General features: G+C 67.7%; 23 protein-coding genes. 4 read left to right on the plus strand and 19 right to left on the minus strand.

Annotated features, from left to right (window positions below):
- Positions 1-65: 65 nt before the first annotated feature.
- The 4 genes from flgH to C8J44_RS16630 all read right to left on the minus strand — a co-directional run bounded on the left by flgH (position 66) and on the right by C8J44_RS16630 (position 2,951).
- Entirely contained in the window at positions 66-848 is a 783-nt protein-coding gene (gene flgH / locus C8J44_RS16615) for a flagellar basal body L-ring protein FlgH (RefSeq protein WP_121905344.1), read from the minus strand.
- 67 nt (positions 849-915) lie between these two features.
- Entirely contained in the window at positions 916-1,380 is a 465-nt protein-coding gene (gene flgA, locus C8J44_RS16620; protein ID WP_259466915.1) for a flagellar basal body P-ring formation chaperone FlgA, read from the minus strand.
- Positions 1,377-2,165, minus strand: a complete 789-nt coding sequence (gene flgG, locus C8J44_RS16625) for a flagellar basal-body rod protein FlgG (protein ID WP_121905345.1) — start codon at positions 2,163-2,165, stop codon at positions 1,377-1,379. Before flgG ends, flgA begins: the two co-directional genes overlap by 4 nt.
- A gap of 42 nt (positions 2,166-2,207) precedes the next feature.
- Positions 2,208-2,951, minus strand: coding sequence for a flagellar hook-basal body complex protein (locus C8J44_RS16630; protein WP_056055666.1), 744 nt, complete (start codon positions 2,949-2,951; stop codon positions 2,208-2,210).
- A gap of 93 nt (positions 2,952-3,044) precedes the next feature.
- Here C8J44_RS16630 and C8J44_RS16635 point away from each other — a divergent pair, with 93 nt between their 5' ends.
- From C8J44_RS16635 to C8J44_RS16650, 4 genes are read left to right on the plus strand one after another with little or no spacing between them, the layout of a single operon-like run.
- Positions 3,045-3,680 (plus strand): flagellar basal body-associated FliL family protein, encoded by a 636-nt coding sequence (locus C8J44_RS16635; RefSeq protein WP_310886172.1) that lies wholly within the window; start codon positions 3,045-3,047, stop codon positions 3,678-3,680.
- On the plus strand, positions 3,677-4,699 hold the full coding sequence (fliM, locus tag C8J44_RS16640; RefSeq protein WP_056055669.1) for a flagellar motor switch protein FliM: 1,023 nt from the start codon (positions 3,677-3,679) through the stop codon (positions 4,697-4,699). Before C8J44_RS16635 ends, fliM begins: the two co-directional genes overlap by 4 nt.
- Positions 4,696-5,064 carry a DUF6468 domain-containing protein gene (locus C8J44_RS16645; RefSeq protein ID WP_183128814.1) on the plus strand — a complete coding sequence of 123 codons (369 nt, stop codon included), beginning with the start codon at positions 4,696-4,698 and terminating at the stop codon, positions 5,062-5,064. The genes fliM and C8J44_RS16645 overlap by 4 nt, the downstream gene beginning before the upstream one ends.
- The gene (locus tag C8J44_RS16650) at positions 5,061-5,645 is read left to right on the plus strand and encodes a MotE family protein (RefSeq protein ID WP_121905346.1); all 585 of its coding nucleotides are present in this window, start codon (positions 5,061-5,063) and stop codon (positions 5,643-5,645) included. The genes C8J44_RS16645 and C8J44_RS16650 overlap by 4 nt, the downstream gene beginning before the upstream one ends.
- A 95-nt stretch (positions 5,646-5,740) precedes the next feature.
- Here C8J44_RS16650 and C8J44_RS16655 read toward each other — a convergent pair whose 3' ends face one another.
- The 15 genes from C8J44_RS16655 to C8J44_RS18335 all read right to left on the minus strand — a co-directional run bounded on the left by C8J44_RS16655 (position 5,741) and on the right by C8J44_RS18335 (position 18,575).
- Entirely contained in the window at positions 5,741-6,418 is a 678-nt protein-coding gene (locus C8J44_RS16655) for a PilZ domain-containing protein (RefSeq protein ID WP_121905347.1), read from the minus strand.
- Between the two features lie 12 nt (positions 6,419-6,430).
- The gene (locus C8J44_RS16660) at positions 6,431-6,874 is read right to left on the minus strand and encodes a hypothetical protein (RefSeq protein WP_121905348.1); all 444 of its coding nucleotides are present in this window, start codon (positions 6,872-6,874) and stop codon (positions 6,431-6,433) included.
- Positions 6,875-6,884: 10 nt separating this feature from the next.
- Positions 6,885-7,763 (minus strand): flagellar motor protein MotB, encoded by an 879-nt coding sequence (locus tag C8J44_RS16665; RefSeq protein WP_056055686.1) that lies wholly within the window; start codon positions 7,761-7,763, stop codon positions 6,885-6,887.
- 2 nt (positions 7,764-7,765) lie between these two features.
- Complete coding sequence (locus tag C8J44_RS16670; protein WP_183128815.1) at positions 7,766-8,131, minus strand: hypothetical protein; 366 nt, start codon at positions 8,129-8,131, stop codon at positions 7,766-7,768.
- Between the two features lie 59 nt (positions 8,132-8,190).
- On the minus strand, positions 8,191-8,715 hold the full coding sequence (locus tag C8J44_RS16675; RefSeq protein WP_121905349.1) for a chemotaxis protein CheD: 525 nt from the start codon (positions 8,713-8,715) through the stop codon (positions 8,191-8,193).
- A 5-nt stretch (positions 8,716-8,720) separates the two neighbouring features.
- The gene (locus C8J44_RS16680; protein ID WP_056055692.1) at positions 8,721-9,110 is read right to left on the minus strand and encodes a response regulator; all 390 of its coding nucleotides are present in this window, start codon (positions 9,108-9,110) and stop codon (positions 8,721-8,723) included.
- Positions 9,111-9,129: 19 nt separating this feature from the next.
- Positions 9,130-10,146 carry a chemotaxis response regulator protein-glutamate methylesterase gene (locus tag C8J44_RS16685; RefSeq protein WP_121905350.1) on the minus strand — a complete coding sequence of 339 codons (1,017 nt, stop codon included), beginning with the start codon at positions 10,144-10,146 and terminating at the stop codon, positions 9,130-9,132.
- Entirely contained in the window at positions 10,146-11,024 is an 879-nt protein-coding gene (locus tag C8J44_RS16690) for a protein-glutamate O-methyltransferase CheR (RefSeq protein ID WP_060527503.1), read from the minus strand. The genes C8J44_RS16685 and C8J44_RS16690 overlap by 1 nt, the downstream gene beginning before the upstream one ends.
- Positions 11,021-11,512 (minus strand): chemotaxis protein CheW, encoded by a 492-nt coding sequence (locus C8J44_RS16695; RefSeq protein WP_056055703.1) that lies wholly within the window; start codon positions 11,510-11,512, stop codon positions 11,021-11,023. Before C8J44_RS16695 ends, C8J44_RS16690 begins: the two co-directional genes overlap by 4 nt.
- On the minus strand, positions 11,509-13,674 hold the full coding sequence (locus C8J44_RS16700; RefSeq protein WP_121905351.1) for a chemotaxis protein CheA: 2,166 nt from the start codon (positions 13,672-13,674) through the stop codon (positions 11,509-11,511). Before C8J44_RS16700 ends, C8J44_RS16695 begins: the two co-directional genes overlap by 4 nt.
- On the minus strand, positions 13,671-14,036 hold the full coding sequence (locus C8J44_RS16705; protein WP_056055708.1) for a response regulator: 366 nt from the start codon (positions 14,034-14,036) through the stop codon (positions 13,671-13,673). Before C8J44_RS16705 ends, C8J44_RS16700 begins: the two co-directional genes overlap by 4 nt.
- Positions 14,033-14,389 (minus strand): STAS domain-containing protein, encoded by a 357-nt coding sequence (locus C8J44_RS16710; RefSeq protein WP_082444452.1) that lies wholly within the window; start codon positions 14,387-14,389, stop codon positions 14,033-14,035. Before C8J44_RS16710 ends, C8J44_RS16705 begins: the two co-directional genes overlap by 4 nt.
- The gene (gene motA / locus C8J44_RS16715) at positions 14,364-15,248 is read right to left on the minus strand and encodes a flagellar motor stator protein MotA (protein ID WP_056055714.1); all 885 of its coding nucleotides are present in this window, start codon (positions 15,246-15,248) and stop codon (positions 14,364-14,366) included. Before motA ends, C8J44_RS16710 begins: the two co-directional genes overlap by 26 nt.
- Positions 15,249-15,324: 76 nt before the next feature.
- Positions 15,325-16,161, minus strand: coding sequence for a class I SAM-dependent methyltransferase (locus tag C8J44_RS16720; protein ID WP_121905352.1), 837 nt, complete (start codon positions 16,159-16,161; stop codon positions 15,325-15,327).
- Positions 16,158-18,575 carry an HAD family hydrolase gene (locus tag C8J44_RS18335; protein WP_147453223.1) on the minus strand — a complete coding sequence of 806 codons (2,418 nt, stop codon included), beginning with the start codon at positions 18,573-18,575 and terminating at the stop codon, positions 16,158-16,160. The genes C8J44_RS16720 and C8J44_RS18335 overlap by 4 nt, the downstream gene beginning before the upstream one ends.
- Positions 18,576-18,724: the final 149 nt, after the last annotated feature.

Below are 18,724 nucleotides of genomic sequence, written 5' to 3' on the forward strand. Positions count from 1 at the left end.
TTCGGGAGTTCGGTCGGGCTTGGCGGAAATTTGGTGGTTAACGAAAGTTTAGCCACCGCGCGGGTTCAGAACGGAAACAGCGCGTCGTAGATCTGCTGGCCCCAGCGGGCCTGCTGCGCACTGCTGAGCTGGCCACGGCCGCCATAGCTGATCTGGGCCTCGGCGATCTGGGTATGGCGAATACTGTCGTCGCGGGCGATATCCTGCGGTCGGACGATACCGGTCACGATCAGTTCGCGCAGTTCGTAGTTCACGCGGATCTGCTGTCGGCCGCGGATCACCAGATTGCCGTTGGGCAGCACATCGGTAACCATCGCCGACATCGTCATGTTGATCGTCTCGCTGCGGCTGATGTTGCCGCTGCCGTTGAACTTCGAGGCGGAGTCGCCTGCGACCAGCTTGGCCGGATCGACCGATCCCGGCAGGATTTTCGCGAGCGGAGCCTGCAGCCCGAGCAGCGCCGACAGACCCGCGGATTCGGACCCGCCCTGGCTGCGCGCGGTGGTGTTGCCGACCACCGCCTTGTCGGCGACGTTGATCCGTACCGTCAGGATGTCGCCCGCACGCGAGGCGCGCTGATCGCCGAGGAACGCGCCCGCGCCAGCGCGAAACAGCGAGGCGTTGGGGGCGGATGTCGCCACTGCCGCCGTTCGCCCGCCAATCATGTGCGGCGTCGATCGGCCGAGCGAATCCTCGATCGGCGGACTGTCGACGGGCAGCGCCTCGGTAAAGGTCGGCGCCTTGCCGACTTCCTTGAGGCGTCCGACCGCGCCGCAACCGGACAATGTCGTGACCGCGAGCGTCAGGCCGGCAAGCGTCAGCACGGGTTTCAGAATAGGGGAAAACATGGAGGTCTCCGGAAGAAAGCTCGGCAGGAAAGGAGCGCGGCTCAGGGCCGCCGATCAGGGCTGCCAATCAGGGCAGGGGGACGTGCACGGCCCCGGAGCCCTCGACGGTGGCGTCGAACGTGCGGTTGGTCGATTGCGCGACGACGCGGACGAGATCGCCCATCCCGCCCGCCGACAACGCCCGACCGGTGGTCGCGATGACGAGCCCGCGGCTGCGCAGGTTGATCGTCACCGGATCGCCGCGTCGGACGAGCCGCGGCGCGACCACGTCGCCCGCGCGCACCACCGCGCCGGCGACGAGATTGCGCGCCGCCTCGCGGCCAGCGGCGACATCGGGTGAGATCGCACCGATGGCGTAGCCGGGGGGACGGGGCTGCGCCTCGAAGTCGGTGGCGGCGAGGATGTCGCCGCGCGCGACGGCGTGCGACAGGACCGAGGTCGCGACCGGCTCGGCCGCGGCCATGACCGGAACAGCGAGGCCCAGGCCGGCGAGCGCGACGATCGTCGCGATGCGGAGACGCATGGCGGTCATCGCATCTGGCTGGACGTCGCCAGCATCTCGTCCGCGGTCTTCACGACGCGGCTGTTCATCTCATACGCACGCTGCGCGGTGATCAGCGCGGTGATCTCCGAGACCGGGTTGACGTTCGAAGCCTCGACGAACCCCTGCATGGTCGTGCCGAAGCCCGGATCGCCCGGCGCGGCAATCGTCGCGGTGCCCGAGGCCGAGGTCTCGGTGAAGACGTTGCCGCCCTGCGCCTCGAGGCCGGCTTCGTTGATGAACGTCGCAAGCTGGAGCTGACCGACGGTCTGCATCTCGGCGGCACCGGCGACCTTGATCTGGACCAGCCCGGTCTTCGAGATCGACACGTCGACCGCGTCGGCCGGGATCGTGATCCCCGGCTCGACCGCGTTGCCGTCGGCGGTCACCAGTTCGCCCTGGTCGGACAGCTGGAAAGACCCGTCGCGCGTGTAGCCGGTCTCGCCACTTGGCAATCGCATCTGGAAATAGCCGCGGCCCTGGATCGCGACGTCGTAGCGGTTGCTGGTCTGGTTCGGTGCACCCTGTTCGGTGATCCGGTAGACGCTGCCGGTCTTCACGCCCGAGCCGATCTGGATCCCGGTCGGGATCTTCGCGGTGCCGCTGCTGTCGGTCGAGGAGCCGGCGCGCGTTTCCTGCTGATAGAGCAGGTCCTGGAACGCCGCGCGCTGGCGCTTGAACCCGGTGGTGTTCATGTTGGCGATGTTGTTCGAGATGACGTCGACGTTGGTCTGCTGTGCCAGCATCCCGGTGCTGGCGATCGAAAGAGTGCGCATCGCGTGGTCCTTTGCTGAAATTGGCGTTGATTAAGGGGAAGGTCAGCCGAGCTTCGACAGGCGGTCGATCGCGCGTTTGCGCATGTCGTCCATGTCCTGCGAGATCTTCATGCTGGTCTGGTAGGCGCGCAGGATGTCGACCATCGAGGTGGTCTCGACGATCGGCTCGACGTTCGATCCCTCGATACCGCCGGTCCGCAGCTTGGTCTCGTTGGCGGCCAGTTCGCGACCCCCGGTGGCGGTCATCAGGCCATCGCCGCGCGGGGTGACGCCGCGTTCGTCGTCGAACACGGTCACCGCGATCCGGCCGACCGGGCCGGCCTTGCCCATGACCGAGCCGTCGTTGCCGATCGAGAGCGTCGGCAGATCCTCGGGCGTGACCGCGATCGGCTTGCCGCCCTCGCCGAGAATGCGCTGGCCGCCCGCATTGGTCAGCTCGCCGGCCTCGTTGACCTTGACGAAGCCCGCGCGCGTGAAGGCGGTGCCGCCGTCGGGGGCCTCGACCGAGAGATAGCCGGGGCCGTCGATCATCAGGTCGAGCGGGTTGCCGGTCGACTGGAACGCGCCGGCGCTGGTGTCGTGCATCGCGCCCATGTCGAGCACGAACGAGGTCGTCCGCGTGATGTCGGGCGTGCTCTCCTTCTGCTGCTCGACGAATTCGCGGAACACCGGGCGTTCGCGCTTGAACCCGGCGGTGCTCATGTTCGCCATATTGTTGGCGGCGACGTCCAGGCGGCGACGCAGCGCCTGCTCCTGGCTCAGCAATATAAAGGAGGAGATGTCCATCGGGGCCTGGTCCAAATTTTCCGCATTATCGGCGCCGGTAGGCAAATTCTGCCTGCCGTCTCTCCTATAATAGGTTGGTACGAGGGGTGCCGGTTGGCGCTTCCCCTCGAAATCGCGAGCACCGGCAGCGCCGGTACCAAGGGGACGACGATCGTGGCGACTAAGGAAACGGCGCAGGACATCGGTGACGACACCGATGGCAATGCGGGCGAGGGTGACGCCGTCGCCGCGGCAACCAAACCCAAGCGCGGCAAGAAGAAGATGATCGTGCTCGCGGCGGTCGGCGGCGTGCTGCTGCTCGGCGGTGGCGGCGCGGGCTATATGATGCTCGGCGGCAAGCCGGCGGCGGCGGCGCATGATGGCGCGGCAGCCGAGACCGAAACTGCCGACAGCGAGGGTTCGGGCGAAGGCGCCGGGCATGAGGCGGCAGCGCCGCTCGATGTCCCGCCGATGCTGGTCAATTTGCGCTCGGCCGACGGTGCTCCGCATTTCCTCAAGGTCCACGTCATGCTCGTCCCCGGTGCGAAATCGAACGTCGAGGCGCTGAAGGCCGATCTGCCGGTGCTGCTCGACGCGTATCAGCCGTTCCTGCGCGAACTGCGCCCCGAGGACCTGTCCGGGTCCGCGGCGGTGTTCCGGATCAAGGAAGAATTGCTGATCCGTGCGCGCACGACGATCGGCGCAGACAAGGTAAAGGACGTCCTCGTGCAGGATCTGGTGCAGCAATGAGCGACGATTTCGAAGACCTCGAAGACTTTTCGCTGCCCGATCCGCCGACCGCGGAGCTTGGCGGCGCGGCGTTCGACCAGGCCGGGATCGACGCGCTGTTCGGCACGTCCGGTGGCCCGGAGAAACCCCGCAGCGGCCTCAAGGCGGTCATCGAATCCGATGTCATCAGCTATGAACGGCTGCCGATGCTGGAGGTCGTGTACGACCGGCTGGTCCGCACGTTCGCGACGTCGATGCGCAACCTGACCTCGGACGCGATCGACGTCAGCCTGGAAGACATGAGCTCGATCCGGTTCGGCGATTTCGTCAACCGGCTCGCGCTGCCGGCGATGATCGGCGTGTTCCGGGTCGAGGAATGGCGCAACTACGGCCTCATCACGGTCGAGCCGAGCCTGATCTATTCGGTGGTCGATGCGCTGCTCGGCGGACGCCAGAGCGGCAATCGGTCGATGATCGACGGGCGCGCGTTTACCGGGATCGAAGTCGGGCTGGTGTCGCGGATGCTCGAACTCGCGCTCGCCGATCTCAGCGCGGCGCTGCAACCGATCGTCGCGACGACGATGAAGCTCGAGCGGATCGAGACCAGCCCGCGCTTCGCCTCGATCGCCGGGCCGACCAACATCTGTACCGCCGCGACGCTGCGCGTCGACATGGATGGCCGCGGCGGCTGTTTCAGCGTGCTGCTGCCGTATGCGACGATCGAGTCGGTCCGCTACCGGTTCGGCCAGCGCTTCATGGGCGATACCGATGGTCCGGAAAACGTCTGGGGCGCGCACATGGCGGCCGAACTGCGCAAGACCGAGGTCGCGGTCGACGTCGTGCTCGGCGAGGCGACGATGAGCCTGGGCGATGTCCGGTCGCTGCAGGTCGGCCGGACAATCGCGCTCGGCACGCGGCCCGACGATCTGCTCGGGATCCAGGTCGGCGGGGTCTCGCTCGGCAGCGCGCAGATCGGCCAACGTCGCAACAATATCGCGGTCCGTCTCGCGACCGATATCGTCAGGGGAGCAGGCGCATGAACTTTTCGACGGTCGCGAACATCGCGACGATCATCTTGTGCGCCGCGGTGCTGGTGCAGAGTGTGCGGATGATGCGGTCGCTGAAGGCGGTCCGCGGTGGCGCGATCGCCGATGTGGTCGAGGCGCTCGACCGCTCGACCGGGCAGGCGCGCATGGTTCTGTCCGAATTGCGCGACGCGCTGGGCGAATGCGCGCACAGCGCGCGCGCGGTGGCCGACGGCAAGGCGATCGCCGACGAACTGACCGTGATGATCGGGATCGCCAACGCGTCCGCCGATCGCATGGCGGACGCCGCCGATGCCGCGCGTCGTCAGCAGGCCGGGGACTACAGCGCCGCCGATCACAACGCGGGGGGCTGGGCATGATCGGGCGTCCTTCGCTGTTGATGATGACCGCGGCGTCGGCGGCGGTGGCGATGGTCGGCAATGCCGTCGGGCTGGCGGCGATGCCGAGCGGCGCGCAGGCGGCGGGATCGCCGGCCAGTTCGCGACTGGGCGTGGCGATCGCCGACGATCTCGGCGCGCGCGACCAGGCGGCGGTGCGGCGTGGTCGCGCACTCGACATGCGCGAACAGGCGGTCCGCGCGACCGAAGCGCGGCTCAAGGCGGATGCCGGCAGCCGACAGGACGCGGCAACGGCGGCACCTGCCCAGCCGAGTTCGCCGGGCGCGCCGGCCGGGGCGACGCCGCCGACGGATCAATATGACGATCTGGCGCGGATCTATCAGGCGATGAAGCCCGCCTCCGCGGCGCTGGTCCTCGAACAGCTCGATCTCGACGTGCAGATGCGGGTCGCGCAACGCATGCGCGAACGCTCGACCGCGATGGTGCTGGCGGCGATGACGCCGCGTGGCGCAGCGGCGCTGACGATGGCGCTGGCGCGGCGCGATGCCCGGCGTCCGCCGAGCGCGGTCAGGCCTGCGGGGGCGGCGTTGTCGAAGCGCTGAACCGCAGCGGCAGACGGATGACACGAAAAAGGGGAGCGTACCGGACCGGTACGCTCCCCTTTTTTACGGGCGGCGGGTTGTCGCTCGGTCGCGTGTCAGATTTCGGCGCGGTCGGAGGCGAAGCGAACCGATCGGTCGGTCTGCCACGCCGATACCTCGGCGAACGACAGCATCTCGAGGAAGGCGAAGCCGACGCTCTCGCCGTTCGACCAGCGCATCCGCGCACGACGCGGTGAAAGGCCCGGGATCGTGATCCGCACTTCGCTGTCGCGGGGCAGCGGACTGGCGATCAGAATCCGGCATCCCGATTGCGACAGGTCGCAGAGCACCGAGGCCGACAGCGTTCCCAGATGCCAGAGCACGGTGGGACAGTTGGCGGCGATGCGCGGCGTACGGGCGATGATCGCCGAGGTGTCCGGGACCGTGCCCAGCACCGCATCGATCACGATCGGGCCGTCGAGCTGCAACCCGGCGCGTCCATCGCGCGCCCAGGCGACCCGCGCGTCGACCGCTTGCAGGTTGCGGAGTTCGACGCGGACTCGATCGTCCTCGGCCAAGACGGTCGAGCATTCGATCATCATCCCCGTCTGCGACAGGTTGCGGACACGGCAGACGTGATCGATCCCCGCGGCCTCGAGACGCGCGACCAGGAGGATCGTCATCAGCCGCGTCTCGCGCCGTCCGAACGTGCCACCGACGGGTTCGACGTGATGGAGTCTGGACGCGCCGGTTGCGTGGACCGGACTGGACGTTTCGGGGGGCAGAACGATCATGACCTGTGTCCTTCAGGACGGTTCGGCACGCGTGATCGCGGCGCGGCGTACGATGCCTGGGCCGAAAGCTTCGGGGGCGGCGGTCATCACGACCTTACGCAACGCGGCGATGTCGGGCAGCATCCCGTCGGGACCGGCGGCGAGCGGCGTGCGATAGGTCCGCAGGTTGATCGCATGGAGCAGCAGCGGCAGCCGCGCGGCGACCAGCGCGCCGTCGTCGACCGACACCTGCAACTCGACATCGAACGAGACATAGCCCGCCAGGCGACCATCGCCGAACACCAGCGGCGCGACGATCTTCTCCGCCTTGACGAACGTCAGGTCCGGAACCGAAGTCTCGTGCGCGTCCGCCTTGCCGTGAGACGGCCCGAGTATCGCCCGCGTCGCGAACGCGGCACCGCCGCCGACGCCGCTACCGGCAATCAGAACGGCGAGCGGGAACAGGATCTTTTTCATCGCAAGGGTCCTAGAACCGGAAGCTGGCGTCGCTCGGCAGGGAGGCGGCCGCCCCCTTGACGACGATCGTGATACGGCGGTTTTCGGGCCGGGTCGGCTGGTCGGGATAGACCGGGCGGGTGTCTGCCATCGCCACCATCTCGGCGAACCGGCCGGGGGCGAGCCCCGCGCCGATCATCGCCGAGCGCGCGGCGATCGCGCGTTCGCCCGACAATCGCCAGCTCGAATCGTCGCTGCCGCTGCCGTCGCCGTCGGTGTGCCCCTCGATCGCGATCTGCGCGTCCGAACGGGCGAGCTTGCCTGCGACGCGCGCCATCATGTCCCTCGCATACGGGTTGAGCGTCGCGGTGCCGACCTTGAACATCGATCGCTTGGCGGTGTCCATCAGGCTGATCCGCAGGCCGTCGCGGTCGTCCTCGACGCGCATCGCCTTGTGGCCGTCCTCGGCGGGCGGCAGGCTGTCGATCGCGACGCGGAGTTCCTGCGCGAGGACGCGCAGCGACGCATCGGGAATATTCGCGGTACCACCGCGCGCAGTGCCCGCGGTTGCGGCATTGGCGCTCGGCTGGCCGGTCGGCGTGCCGGTCGCGCTGGCCTGGCTACGGCTGCCATGACCGCCCGCGCCCGGCATCGAGCCGATCCCGCTGGCCGAGGCGGTCGCATCCGAGGTCTGCGACATCGCGGTGGCGGCCGGCGAGAAATATTCCGCCAACCCCTTCAGGCGTTGCTTGTCCGGATTGCTGATCAGCCAGAGCAGCATGAAGAACGCCATCATCGCGGTCACGAAATCGGCGTAGGCGACCTTCCACGCGCCGCCATGATGCGCGGCGGCGGTCTTCTTGATCTTGCGGATGATGATCGGGCGGGTGTTGGCACCGGCGACGGCCATGGTCAGGCGGCCTGCGCGGCGAGCGCGTGCGCGACCGGGGTATGCGCGGCGAGGTCGTGCGCGGTGGGGGCGTGCGGCATCGCCACGAGCGCAAGTGCGGCGTGGAGCCGGCCCTGGATCGCGCTCAAGCGGACCGGCGCGATCGCGGCGTCGGGGGTGATTCCCCCCGCGACGCGGTCGAGCACCGCGGCGCTTTCGTCGGCGCTCTGCACGATCAGGTCGAACACCTGAAGCTGGTCGATATGCCGCATCACGAAGTCCTCGTCGCCGACCAGCGTTTCGGCGAGCTGCTCGACGAGCGCACTGACGCGACGCAGCTCGCTCGCCAGAGCGATGTGCAGGGCCGCATGGGAAGGGGACTGGATCATGATGCGCGCACTCTGGTTGTCTGGCGGGGTGGGTGGGGCAGTCCGAACACTTCCGGACATCAGAAGAGTTCGAGTTCGCCTTCGGATTCGGGCATCGGCGGACGGATGACCGGACGAACCGGCACGGCTTCGGCGACGCAGGTCGACCGTGCCTTGCCCTCGAACGGCAGGAACTCGATCTTCCGCGCGCAGACGCCGCCGACATCGACATGGCCGATCGCGAAGCCCTCGGTCTCGATGAAGCGGCGTGCGAACGCGGCGTTGTCCTGGCCGATCCCACCGAGCCCGGCGATGATCTTGGCGCCGCCATAGATGTGCGCGCGCAGCCGCGACCGCATCGCGCCCTTCTTCATCATCGCGTTGATCAGCAGCTCCATCGCGTGGACGCCGTAGCGCTGGCGGTCCTGGATCCCGACGGCATGACCCGCTTCCGGCTCGCCGAGCAGGAAATGGTTCATGCCGCCGACCCGCGCCTTGGCATCGTACAGGCACACCGCGATGCACGAACCGAGCAACGTCGTCAGCATCGTGTCCGGCTCGGCCATCGCCATATGGTCGCCCTGGATAAGGGGGATCCTGCGCATGCCGATCAGGCCAACGCGCCGAAGACGCGCTCGATCTTTTCCTTCAGCGCGGCCGGGGCGAACGGCTTGACGAGATAATTGTTCACGCCGAGCGCCGCGGCCTTCTGGACGATCTCGCGATCGGACGAGCCGGTGAGCATGATGAACACCGTCTTGCCGATCACCGGATCGTTGCGCACTTCCTCGAGGAACTGCAGACCGTCCATGTCGGGCATGTTGTAGTCCGAGATGATGAGATGCACGCGGTCGCTCCTGACCGCCGCGAGCGCTTCGGGCGCACCGCCCTTGTCGCGCACGTCGCGAAATCCCAGGTCCTGAAGGGACCGGCGGATCATCGCGCGCATACTGGCCTGATCGTCCACGACCATGACCTTGATTTGAGATGCAGCCGGCATCGTCTTCCAATCCCTGTGTTTACTTGCCGCACGCCGCGAGGATCGCCTCGGGCAGTGCAGACAGACTCAATTCACGCTCGACCGCGCCAAGTTCGACCGCCGACCGCGGCATGCCGTAGACGACGCAGGTGTCCTTCGACTGGCCGAAGGTCCGCGCGCCCGCCTGACGCATTTGCAGCAGCCCCTCGGCACCGTCGGATCCCATCCCGGTCAGGATCACCCCGACCGCCTGGGCGCCGCGTTTGGCGACCGACCGGAAGAGGATGTCGACCGACGGACGATGGCCGCTGACGAGATCGTCGGCCTTGAGGCGAACGACCCCCCGGGCACCACCGACGAGCTCCATGTGTCGCGGCCCACCAGGTGCAATATAGGCGGTTCCGGGCATCAACGGGCTTCCGTCGACCGCTTCGCGCACCGTAATCCGACATTCGCGGTCGAGCCGTTCGGCGAAACTCGCGGTGAACGTGCCGGGCATGTGCTGGACGATCAGGATCGGCGGGCAACCGGGCGGTAGTGCCGCGAGCAGCGAGAACAGCGCCTCGACGCCGCCGGTCGACGCCCCGATCGCGATCACCACGTCGTCGCGCGACTGCACCGTCATTTTCGCGGGACGGACGGTCGGCGTGACGCGGACCGCAGACCGCGCCGCAGCCTTGACCGTTGCACGCAACAGCGCCGCATCGCGCGCCAGTTCCTCGGGATTGCCCGACGGCTTGGCGATGCAGTCTACCGCGCCCAGCCGGAGCGCCTCGATCGTCACCGCCGCACCCTGCGCGGTCAGCGTCGAGCACATGACGACCGGCATTGGCCGCAACCGCATGATGCGTTCGAGGAACGACAGGCCGTCCATCCCCGGCATCTCGATGTCGAGCGTGATGACGTCGGGTTCGAGATCCTTGATCATCTGTCGCGCGATGCTCGGCTCGGGGGCCATGCCGACCACCTCGATCTCGGGATCGGCGGACAGCACGCGGTTGAGCGCGGCGCGGATTGCGGCGCTGTCGTCGACGATCAGCGTACGGATGCGCCGCATTATTGTCCCCCCTGCTTGACGTAGATGGTCTGGCCGCAGCTCTGCATGATCTGCGCGGCGGACCCGAACAGTCGTTCCGAATGGCCGATGTACAGATGGCCACCGGGGACGAGCAGGTCGACCAGCCGTTCCTCGAGCTCCGCCTTCGCGCGATCGTCGAAATAGATCATCACGTTGCGGCAGAAGATCGCGTCGTAGCGCTGGCGCATCGGCCAGGCGTCGAACAGGTTGAGCACGCGCGCCTGGACCAGCGCGCGCGCCTCTGCGGCGATCTCGAACTCGCCACCGGGCGCGGGCTTGACCCATGCCGACCGATAGTCGGCGGGGATCGCCGCAACGGTCTGTTCCGCATAGGTCGCGCGGCGGACGCTTTCGACGACGTGCGGTGCAAGGTCGGTCGCCAGCAGCTTCAGGTCGGCGTCGCGCAGCCATCCGGCCGCCGAGCGGTCGCGCCCGAGCAGGCACATCGCGATCGAATACACTTCCTCGCCGCTCGAACAGCCCGCCGACCAGATCCGAACCGGAGCGGTTCGCACGCGCTGTTTGAGCGTCGGGATGACGACGTTGCGGAAATGCTCGAAATGATGGTTTTCACGGAAGAAATGCGTGTGGTTGGTGGTCAGCGCGACGACCATCGCCGCGCGTTCCTCCTTGTTGGTCTGAACCAGACGCACATAATCGCGGAAATTGGCGAGACCGTGCATCCGCAGGCGACGCGACAAGCGGCCGTGGACCAGCGTCTTCTTGATATCGGTCAGGTGGATCCGCGCGTCGCTCTGCATGATCGTCGCGATCGCGGCGAACTCGGCGGCGGCGAGCGGCGGACCGCTCCCCGAACCGGCGACGTCGGCTCCACCTGGCAGGGTGGCAGTGGTCACGCCGCGATATCCATCTGCCGGGTCAGACCGAGCGCCTCGAGATCGAGCAGCAGGACCATGATGTCGCCGGCAGCGCCCTGCGCTTCGGAGGCGCGGGTCTGCGTCTTGACCAGGCCGGCGATCACGCTGGGTTCGCCGATCTCGACGTCGGGCGCGGGGCGGATCTCGTTGGCATCGATCAGGACGATGTCCGACACTTCGTCTACCAGGAACCCGGCCTGCTTGCCGGCGATGCTGACGACCAGGATGCACGACCGCGAGTGGATCGCGCTCGGCTCCCATCCGAGGCGCTCGGCGAGGCCGATGACGGGGACGACGGTCCCGCGCAGGTTGGTGACGCCCTTGATATAGTCGGGGACGCCGGGAAGCGGGGTCGGCTCGTCCCATTCGCGGATCTCGATCAGCGACGACATGTCGATCCCGAAGATCTGCGTGCCGAGCGAGAAGGTGACGATCTTGCGTTCACCCGGGGCGTTGGTCGTGGTCATGCGGCGAGTCCTTTGGTGATGTGGCGAACGGAGGAAGACGGACCGACGAGCGCTTCGATGTCGAGGATCAGCGCGATCGAGCCGTCGCCGAGAATCGTTGCGCCGCCGAGCCCGCGGATCGGATGCAGGTTCTGCTCGAGGCTCTTGATGACGACCTCGCGGCGGTCGTCGATCGTGTCGACCATCAGCCCGACATGGCCGGCGGTCTCGCTCTCGACGATGATGACCAGCGATTCCTCGGGCGAGCGGGCGTCGTTGTCGGCGAACCCGAAGGTGCGGGTGAGCCGGCGGACGGGGACGTAGTTGCCGCGCAGTTCGATCACCTCGCCGGTGGTCGTGGTCGGGCGGACCTGGCCGGGTTCGGGCTGGACGGTCTCGACGACGTTGGCGAGCGGCAGCACGAAGCGCTGGCCGGCGAGCCGCACGATCATCCCCTCGAGGATGGCGAGCGTCAGCGGCAGCACCATCGTGAAGGTGGTACCCTTGCCGGGCACCGAGCTGATCTCGACGCGGCCGCCGAGCGCCTCGACGTTCGAGCGGACCACGTCCATGCCGACGCCGCGACCCGAGATGTTCGAGATCGTCTCCGCGGTGGAAAATCCTGGCGCGCAGATCAGCTGATCGATCTCCTCGTCGGACAGGACCGCGTCGGCAGCGACGATGCCCTTCTCGACCGCCTTGGCGCGGACGCGGACGCGGTCGATACCGGCGCCGTCGTCGGCGACCCGGACGAAAATCCGCGCGCCCTTCTGTTCGGCGGACAGGCGGATCGTGCCCTCGGGCGGCTTGCCGCAGGCGATCCGGTCGGCCGGGCTTTCGATGCCGTGATCGACCGCGTTGCGGATCATGTGGGTCAGCGGATCGCCGATCTTCTCGATCACGCCCTTGTCGACCTCGGTCATCTCGCCGGTCGTCTCGAGCGTCACGAGCTTGCCGGTTTCAGTCGCCAGATCGCGGAGCATGCGCGGCACGCGGCTGAACGACTGCTTGATCGGCTGCGCGCGCAGCGACATCACCGTGTCCTGGATCTCGCGCGTCAGCCGCGAAAGCTGCGGCAGTTCGACGCGTTCCTGGTCCTTCGGGCTCAGGCGATCGGCGAGGATCGAGCCGCGGATGACGAGTTCGCCGACGAGGTTGAGCAGCATGTCGAGCTTGGTCAGTTCGACGCGGATCGTCTGCGACGCAGGCTCGACGCGCGGCGCTTCCGGGCTGGCGGGTGCGGCCATTTTGACGGCAACCGGAACGGCGGGCGGCGCGATGCTGGCGATCGATACGACCGGCGCGACGGGCGGCGGCGCCTGCGTCACCGGAGCGGGTACCGCCGGGGCGACGCTGTCACCGCGGACGATCGTGACGACCGAATCCGGATCGACGAAATCGAAGCAGTCGGTGATCGCCGATTCCTCGATCGTCGCGGGTACGCTGACGGTCCAGCCGATATAGCTGTGCTCGGGATCCATGTCGCGGAGCGAGGGCAGGCGCGACAGGTCCGCGCCGATCACCGAGCCGCCGAGCAGTTCGAGTTCGCGGATGATCAACATCGGCTCGCCGCCGTTGGAAAGCGCGCCGTTGGACGGCAGGAACGTCACCGTCCAGGGCGCGACGACGTCGGGGGCGCTGTCGAAGTCGTCGAGCGAGACACCGACGGGCTCGAACCCGAACGGATCGAACGATTCGATCGCGCCGGCGATCGGCACGAAGCCGAACGGATCGGCATCGACCTCCACGGGAGCAGCAGGGGCGGGGGCGACGACCGGCGCTGTCGCATCCGGCGCGCCGCCGTTCTTGAGGACCTCGTCGAGCGCCTCCAGGGCTGCGGCATCGTTCGGGAGGCCGCGCGTGCCCTGCGCGGCGGCGACGTGATCCGACAGGATGTCGAACGCGGTCAGCATGACGCCGGTGACGCCGGGGGTCGGCGCGATGCGGCCTGCGCGAACCTCGTCGAGGACGTTCTCGAACCGGTGCGAGAAGGCGGTCAGCGCGGCGTGGCCGAACGCGCCGGCACCACCCTTGATCGAATGGACCGCGCGGAACACGCCCGCGATCACGCCGGCCGACACGTCGCCTGCATTCATCGCGGACAGGCCGGTCTCCGCGGTCGTCAGACCTTCGGCGCATTCCTCGAAGAAGATCGCCTGGATATCGTCGAGATCGTCGCTCATGGACATACCCGGCGGATCGCCGTCCCCAGCTTGGCGGCGTCGAACGGCTTGGTGATCCAGCCGGTCGCGCCGGCGCCGCGTGCGCGGGCCTTTTTCTCGTCGGAGAATTCGGTCGACAGGACCAGGATCGGCAGGCCGCGGAATTCGGGCACCGCACGAACCGCCTCGATCAGCTCGAACCCATCCATCTCCGGCATGTTGATGTCGGTGATCAGCAGGTCTGGCTTGACCTCGTGCATCCGCTCGAGACCGTGGCGGCCGTCATTGGCCGCCTCGATGGTGAAGCCCTGCGCGGTCAACGACGCTTTCAGGAGCATCCGCATGCTCGCCGAGTCGTCGACGGTAAGGATGGTCTTGCTCACGAATGGATTTCCTTCTGGTTGTCGAGACCGATGGCGTCGGCCAGTCTGCAGGCCGTCACGCGCTCCACGAATGCGGGGCTGGGCGCGGCGATGGTGAAGCTGTGGCCGTTGGCGATCGCATCGGCATGCGCGGCGACCAGCAACTGCAGCGTCGCGTGGCCGATGCTCTCGACACCCGAAGCGTCGATCACGATGTCGCCGTCGAAATCCGCCGCGAGGACCAGGCGCACCCCGATATCCTGCGCGTGCACCGTGGTGCACTGGCCGGGAAGTATCAGCGTACGATCCTCTGGGGGTTTCGCGTCTGCAGTGGCGGCGAGTGCCATGTCAGGCGGTGAGAGCGTTGAAATCATTTTTCGCCTCCTCGAGGGCGGTTTCTAACTGTTGGAAGGTCGGTGCCTTCGTCGATGGTGTCATGCGGCGGGCGATCTCGATCGCGACCTGCGTCGGCAGGCCCTGTGCGTGCGCGACGATCGCGCTCTTGACGATCAGGAACGGCTTGGCGTCGGCGTCGATCGTCTCGTGCAGTTTCGCGGCGAGCGGACCGACCAGGCAATAGGCCAGCATCACGCCGAGGAAGGTGCCGACCAGCGCGCCGCCGATCATCGCGCCGAGCACGTCGGTCGGCTGGTCGATCGATCCCATCGTCTTGATGACACCTAGCACCGCGGCGACGATGCCGATGGCGGGCAGGCCGTCGGCCATCAGCTGAAGCGCATGCTGTGGCGCCAGCTCCTCGTGGTGATGGTTCTCGATGTCGTTATCCATCGCCTCGGCGATTTGGTGCGGATCCTCGAAGCTGACCGTCATCATCCGCAGATAATCGCAGATGAACGCCACCAGATGATGGTCCGCGAGGATGCGCGGATAGCGGCTGAAGATCGGGCTTTCCGCCGGCGTATCCAGATGCGGCTCGATCCCGATCGCGCCGCTCCGCTTGAACGTCGACAGCAGTCCGAACAACAGGGTCAGCAGATCGCGATAGTCGCTCTCGGTCCAGCGTCCGCCCTTGAAGGTGCGGAGCAGACCTTTGCCGGCCTGCTTCACCGTCGGCACCGAGTTGGAGACGATGAACGCGCCGATCGCCGCGCCGCCGATCGCGACCAGCTCGTGCGGCAGCGCGTGCATCACGATATCCATCTTGCCGCCGGACCAGATGAAACTGCCGAACACGCATGCGAGGATGATGATGAAACCTATACCATTTACCATGGTCCGCGACCGTTCCTTCGTACCGGGTTTATATTGTTATAGGAGGGCCGCAGGGCCTTCGGTCCGGCGCGCGGCATTAAGCGGCGACCGGATGGTCGCGCGTCATGTGGCCGTCCTGCCAATCGATTACCGCGAGGTAGTTGCGCAGGCGGCTCTCCTCGATCCGGGCGAGCAACGCATTGTCGTGGAGGGGTAACAGCAGCGCCGCGACCGCCTCGCTCCAGGGTGCGTCGGCGGCGAACACGACGCCCAGGCCGAACACCGCGGGGATATAGGCGAAGGCCAACGCGCGACCGTCGGTGGTGGCGTCGGCGACGAAATCCTCGACTGCGGTCAGCACGCCGTTGCGCGGGCCGCCGGCCTGCAACGCGAACGCGAACTGGCCCATGCCGCGGAAACCGCGACCGGGGGTCAGGTCGTCGCGGTCGAGCAATGCGCCCGCGGTGTAGCTGTGCGCATGGCGGTGCTCGGCGGGAATACGGTCGGGCGCGTAATACATGTCGCGGCGCGCGCACGGCCAGCCGACGTCATGGAGGAAGGCGAGCAGCGGTTTGCCGTCGCGGCGTCCGATCCGATCGATCTCGGCGAGTTCGCGCGACACGGTGTGGTAGTTGTGATCGCCGTCGATCAGCCATGCGTCGATCCCCGCCAGCCCGGGCACCGCGTCGAGGCTCGGCTGCGCGATATGGCGGACGCAGGGCGTGGCGGCGGCCCAGGCGGCGAAGCCCGGCGCGGGGGAGGGGTCGATGCTCGTCAGATGGCCGTCGATCGGTGCGAGGTGGTCGGCAAGCCGGTGCGACATGCCGCCGAACTCCGCGCCGATCTCGGCAACGTCGCGCGCGTCCGCGGCGGTCAGGCAGGCGAGGATGGTCGCGGAGAATTCGGCCATCGAATGGATCAGCAGCTCGCTCATGCGACGGCTCCTGCGAGCACATGGGCGTGCTGGTCGGTGCGCGGCGCGACCGGATCGCGCGGCACGAGCGGACGGAAGACGATCGCCAGCATCATCGGGACGGTTTCGCTGCCGGGCGTGAGCGGCGGCGGCGGGACCATCAGGAATGCGTCGGGGTCGGTGCACTGGAACAGATGCGGGGCGACCTGTTCAAGCCCTTCGCACGACGGCATTGCGGGGATCGCCCGGGCGCTGGCCCTGGCATCGCCGACGAGGAACGCCTCGACCGGGAGAAAATGCGCGGACTCGATCTGCAGCCATTCATGCTCGCGGCCGAACTGCACGCCGACCGTGTAGCGGCACGCGCCGACCGGGATCGCCGCGACGTGATAGCCGTCGTGCGTCGGCGTCGCGCGCACGCTGTCTGCGAACGCATCCTGCCCGTCGACCATCAGCACCGGGATATCGATCCCGGAATCGCAGAAATCGGCATAGCGGAGGTCGAGCCCGAAGCGGCGCTGTGCGAGGTAGGCGAGGCTGGTCGGCAGGCCCTGACCGCGCAGTTCGGCGGGCAGGTACATCCGGTCGCTGTTCTTGAGATAGAATAACCCGCGTTCGCGGAGACCGCGGCTGGCGGTCGCCGGATCGAACAGCGTGATCATGTGATCGGTACCGAGATTGGCATCGTGTTCGAAGCGGGCGAACAGCGCGATCTCGTGCGGGAGCGGCAGGAACAGCAACCGGGCCAGCGCGGCGACCGCCGCAGGTTGCGTCGTTGTGGCCGCATCGCGATCATGGCGGCGGATCGTCGCTGACCGCTCCGCCTGCGCAAACACGACGCAGCCCGCCTGGACGCGTTCGCGCGCCTCGCTCTGCTGGCCCTTGATCCCGGGCGTGCCGCGGACCGCGACGCCGTCCGCATAGTCGATCACCGACCCCTGTGACGCGGTGCAGAGCTGTTCGACGACGGCGATCGATCCGATCAGCGCGTCGAGCACGCCCTGGTCGTAGGTGGTCGCATCGATCATGCCGCACTTGTCGAGCCCGCTCGGCAACGTCTCCGCGAGCAGCAGGTAGCGGCCGGTGACATGCACCCCGAACGCGTCGGACAGCACGGCCTCGATATTGTTCTGGACGCTGCCGTTATAGCCGAGATCGACGAGCATCAGCGTATCGCCGGGCGCGGGATCGACGAGGGCGCGGATATAGGCGATCAACCGGTCGGCGAACGCGCGTCCACGGTCTGCGATGCGCTCGGCCCAAGGCGCGGCGCCGATCGTTTCGGCGAGCGAATAGGCGCCGTTCTTGGTCGCAGCGTCGGCGACCAGCGCGTCGGCTTCGTCCGCGTCGATCAGCAACTGGCGGAGGAAATCCTTGCCCGATCCGTCGCCGATCTCGTCGACCACGAACCGTCGCGCGGCGCCGTCGCGGCCGAGCCCCGCGGCGATCGCGGTGAAGCGGCTGATCTCGACCGCGTGCGTGGCGCGATCGGGAAAGGCTGCGTCGAACACGAGCCGCGGCAGGAAGCCGTCGCGCATCAGGAACAGCAGATGCGTGGTGCCGCCGCGCTCGGCCTGGTTCGCGTCCGCTTCGGTTGCGATCCAGTGCGCGAACGGCGTCATGATCGGGCCCAACGTGGCGAACCCGAGCGCCGCCGCGGGATCCTCGATCGCGGGCTCGCCGAGCGCGACGGCGGCACGGTGCGGCTGGAAGATCGCATCCGTGTCCGGCCCGGCGACGAGCGTGGCGACGCTCCGCTCGAGCCGGTGGCGCTGGACCGCGGTCTCGGTGAACTGGACCAGATGCAGCGCGCGCAGGCCGTGGCGGGCCGCGGACACCGCGTCCGCGACCGGGTTGTCGCCGATGTGCAGGATGCGGTCGGCGCGGACGGCGGTCTGGCGCAGGACGGCGTCGAACAACGCTTCGGCCTTGGCGCTGCGATGCTCGCACGAGCAGACGATCCGGTCGATCAGGTCCGCGACCTCGTCGCCCGCCGCCGCGCGGATCAGTGTTTCGAGCTGATCGCGTTCGAGATAGGTGTCGCTGACGATCACGACCTTCAGCCCGCGCCGCTTGGCTTCACGCATCAGCGCAACGGTCGGCGCGAACGCGTAGCAATGCTGCGCCTCGACCAGGATCTCGTGGTTCACATAACGCTCGCGCGTGGCGGTATCGGCATCGGGGAGCAGCGCCGCGTAGATTTCGCGCAGCGTGACTTCGCCCGAGCGGCGATGTTCCAGCAATCGTGCTTTCCGCGCGACGGCTTCGGCACGGATCCGCTGGTCGGACGACACGCCGTCGAGCAACGCGAAGATGTCCGCCGGCCTGTGGGTATCGCGCCATAACAGCGTATCGAAACAATCGAGCGACAGCATCGACAGTCCGCGATGGCCATCCAGGGCGTGCGGCAACTGGTGAGGCAGGATGGTCTGCATGGGACGGGCTTTCCGGCTAAATGGCGTCCCGTGGTGCCGCCCGCAGCGGACCCCTGTGGAACCCCGCAGTGGGACATGACCATCTTATAGGACGCAACCGGCACCGCCGGCCGCTGCTGCGTCCTAGAATAGGGGAAAGACCGAACGGA

Source organism: Sphingomonas sp. PP-CE-3A-406 (assembly GCF_003688625.1).
Taxonomy (GTDB): Bacteria; Pseudomonadota; Alphaproteobacteria; order Sphingomonadales; family Sphingomonadaceae; genus Sphingomonas.

Coding starts and splice junctions, on each gene's coding strand:
- flgG (WP_121905345.1), bottom strand. CDS start 2,165: ATGCGCACTCTTTCGATCGCCAGCACCGGGATGCTGGCACAGCAGACC.
- C8J44_RS16670 (WP_183128815.1), bottom strand. CDS start 8,131: ATGATCCAGTCCCCTTCCCATGCGGCCCTGCACATCGCTCTGGCGAGC.
- C8J44_RS16710 (WP_082444452.1), bottom strand. CDS start 14,389: ATGATTTCAACGCTCTCACCGCCTGACATGGCACTCGCCGCCACTGCA.
- C8J44_RS16685 (WP_121905350.1), bottom strand. CDS start 10,146: ATGCGGCGCATCCGTACGCTGATCGTCGACGACAGCGCCGCAATCCGC.
- C8J44_RS16720 (WP_121905352.1), bottom strand. CDS start 16,161: ATGAGCGAGCTGCTGATCCATTCGATGGCCGAATTCTCCGCGACCATC.
- flgH (WP_121905344.1), bottom strand. CDS start 848: ATGTTTTCCCCTATTCTGAAACCCGTGCTGACGCTTGCCGGCCTGACG.
- C8J44_RS16695 (WP_056055703.1), bottom strand. CDS start 11,512: ATGACCACGACCAACGCCCCGGGTGAACGCAAGATCGTCACCTTCTCG.
- C8J44_RS18335 (WP_147453223.1), bottom strand. CDS start 18,575: ATGCAGACCATCCTGCCTCACCAGTTGCCGCACGCCCTGGATGGCCAT.
- C8J44_RS16645 (WP_183128814.1), top strand. CDS start 4,696: ATGAACTTTTCGACGGTCGCGAACATCGCGACGATCATCTTGTGCGCC.
- C8J44_RS16630 (WP_056055666.1), bottom strand. CDS start 2,951: ATGGACATCTCCTCCTTTATATTGCTGAGCCAGGAGCAGGCGCTGCGT.
- C8J44_RS16660 (WP_121905348.1), bottom strand. CDS start 6,874: ATGAAAAAGATCCTGTTCCCGCTCGCCGTTCTGATTGCCGGTAGCGGC.
- C8J44_RS16680 (WP_056055692.1), bottom strand. CDS start 9,110: ATGCCGGCTGCATCTCAAATCAAGGTCATGGTCGTGGACGATCAGGCC.
- motA (WP_056055714.1), bottom strand. CDS start 15,248: ATGGTAAATGGTATAGGTTTCATCATCATCCTCGCATGCGTGTTCGGC.
- flgA (WP_259466915.1), bottom strand. CDS start 1,380: ATGACCGCCATGCGTCTCCGCATCGCGACGATCGTCGCGCTCGCCGGC.
- C8J44_RS16700 (WP_121905351.1), bottom strand. CDS start 13,674: ATGAGCGACGATCTCGACGATATCCAGGCGATCTTCTTCGAGGAATGC.
- C8J44_RS16665 (WP_056055686.1), bottom strand. CDS start 7,763: ATGGCCGTCGCCGGTGCCAACACCCGCCCGATCATCATCCGCAAGATC.
- C8J44_RS16675 (WP_121905349.1), bottom strand. CDS start 8,715: ATGCGCAGGATCCCCCTTATCCAGGGCGACCATATGGCGATGGCCGAG.
- C8J44_RS16655 (WP_121905347.1), bottom strand. CDS start 6,418: ATGATCGTTCTGCCCCCCGAAACGTCCAGTCCGGTCCACGCAACCGGC.
- fliM (WP_056055669.1), top strand. CDS start 3,677: ATGAGCGACGATTTCGAAGACCTCGAAGACTTTTCGCTGCCCGATCCG.
- C8J44_RS16650 (WP_121905346.1), top strand. CDS start 5,061: ATGATCGGGCGTCCTTCGCTGTTGATGATGACCGCGGCGTCGGCGGCG.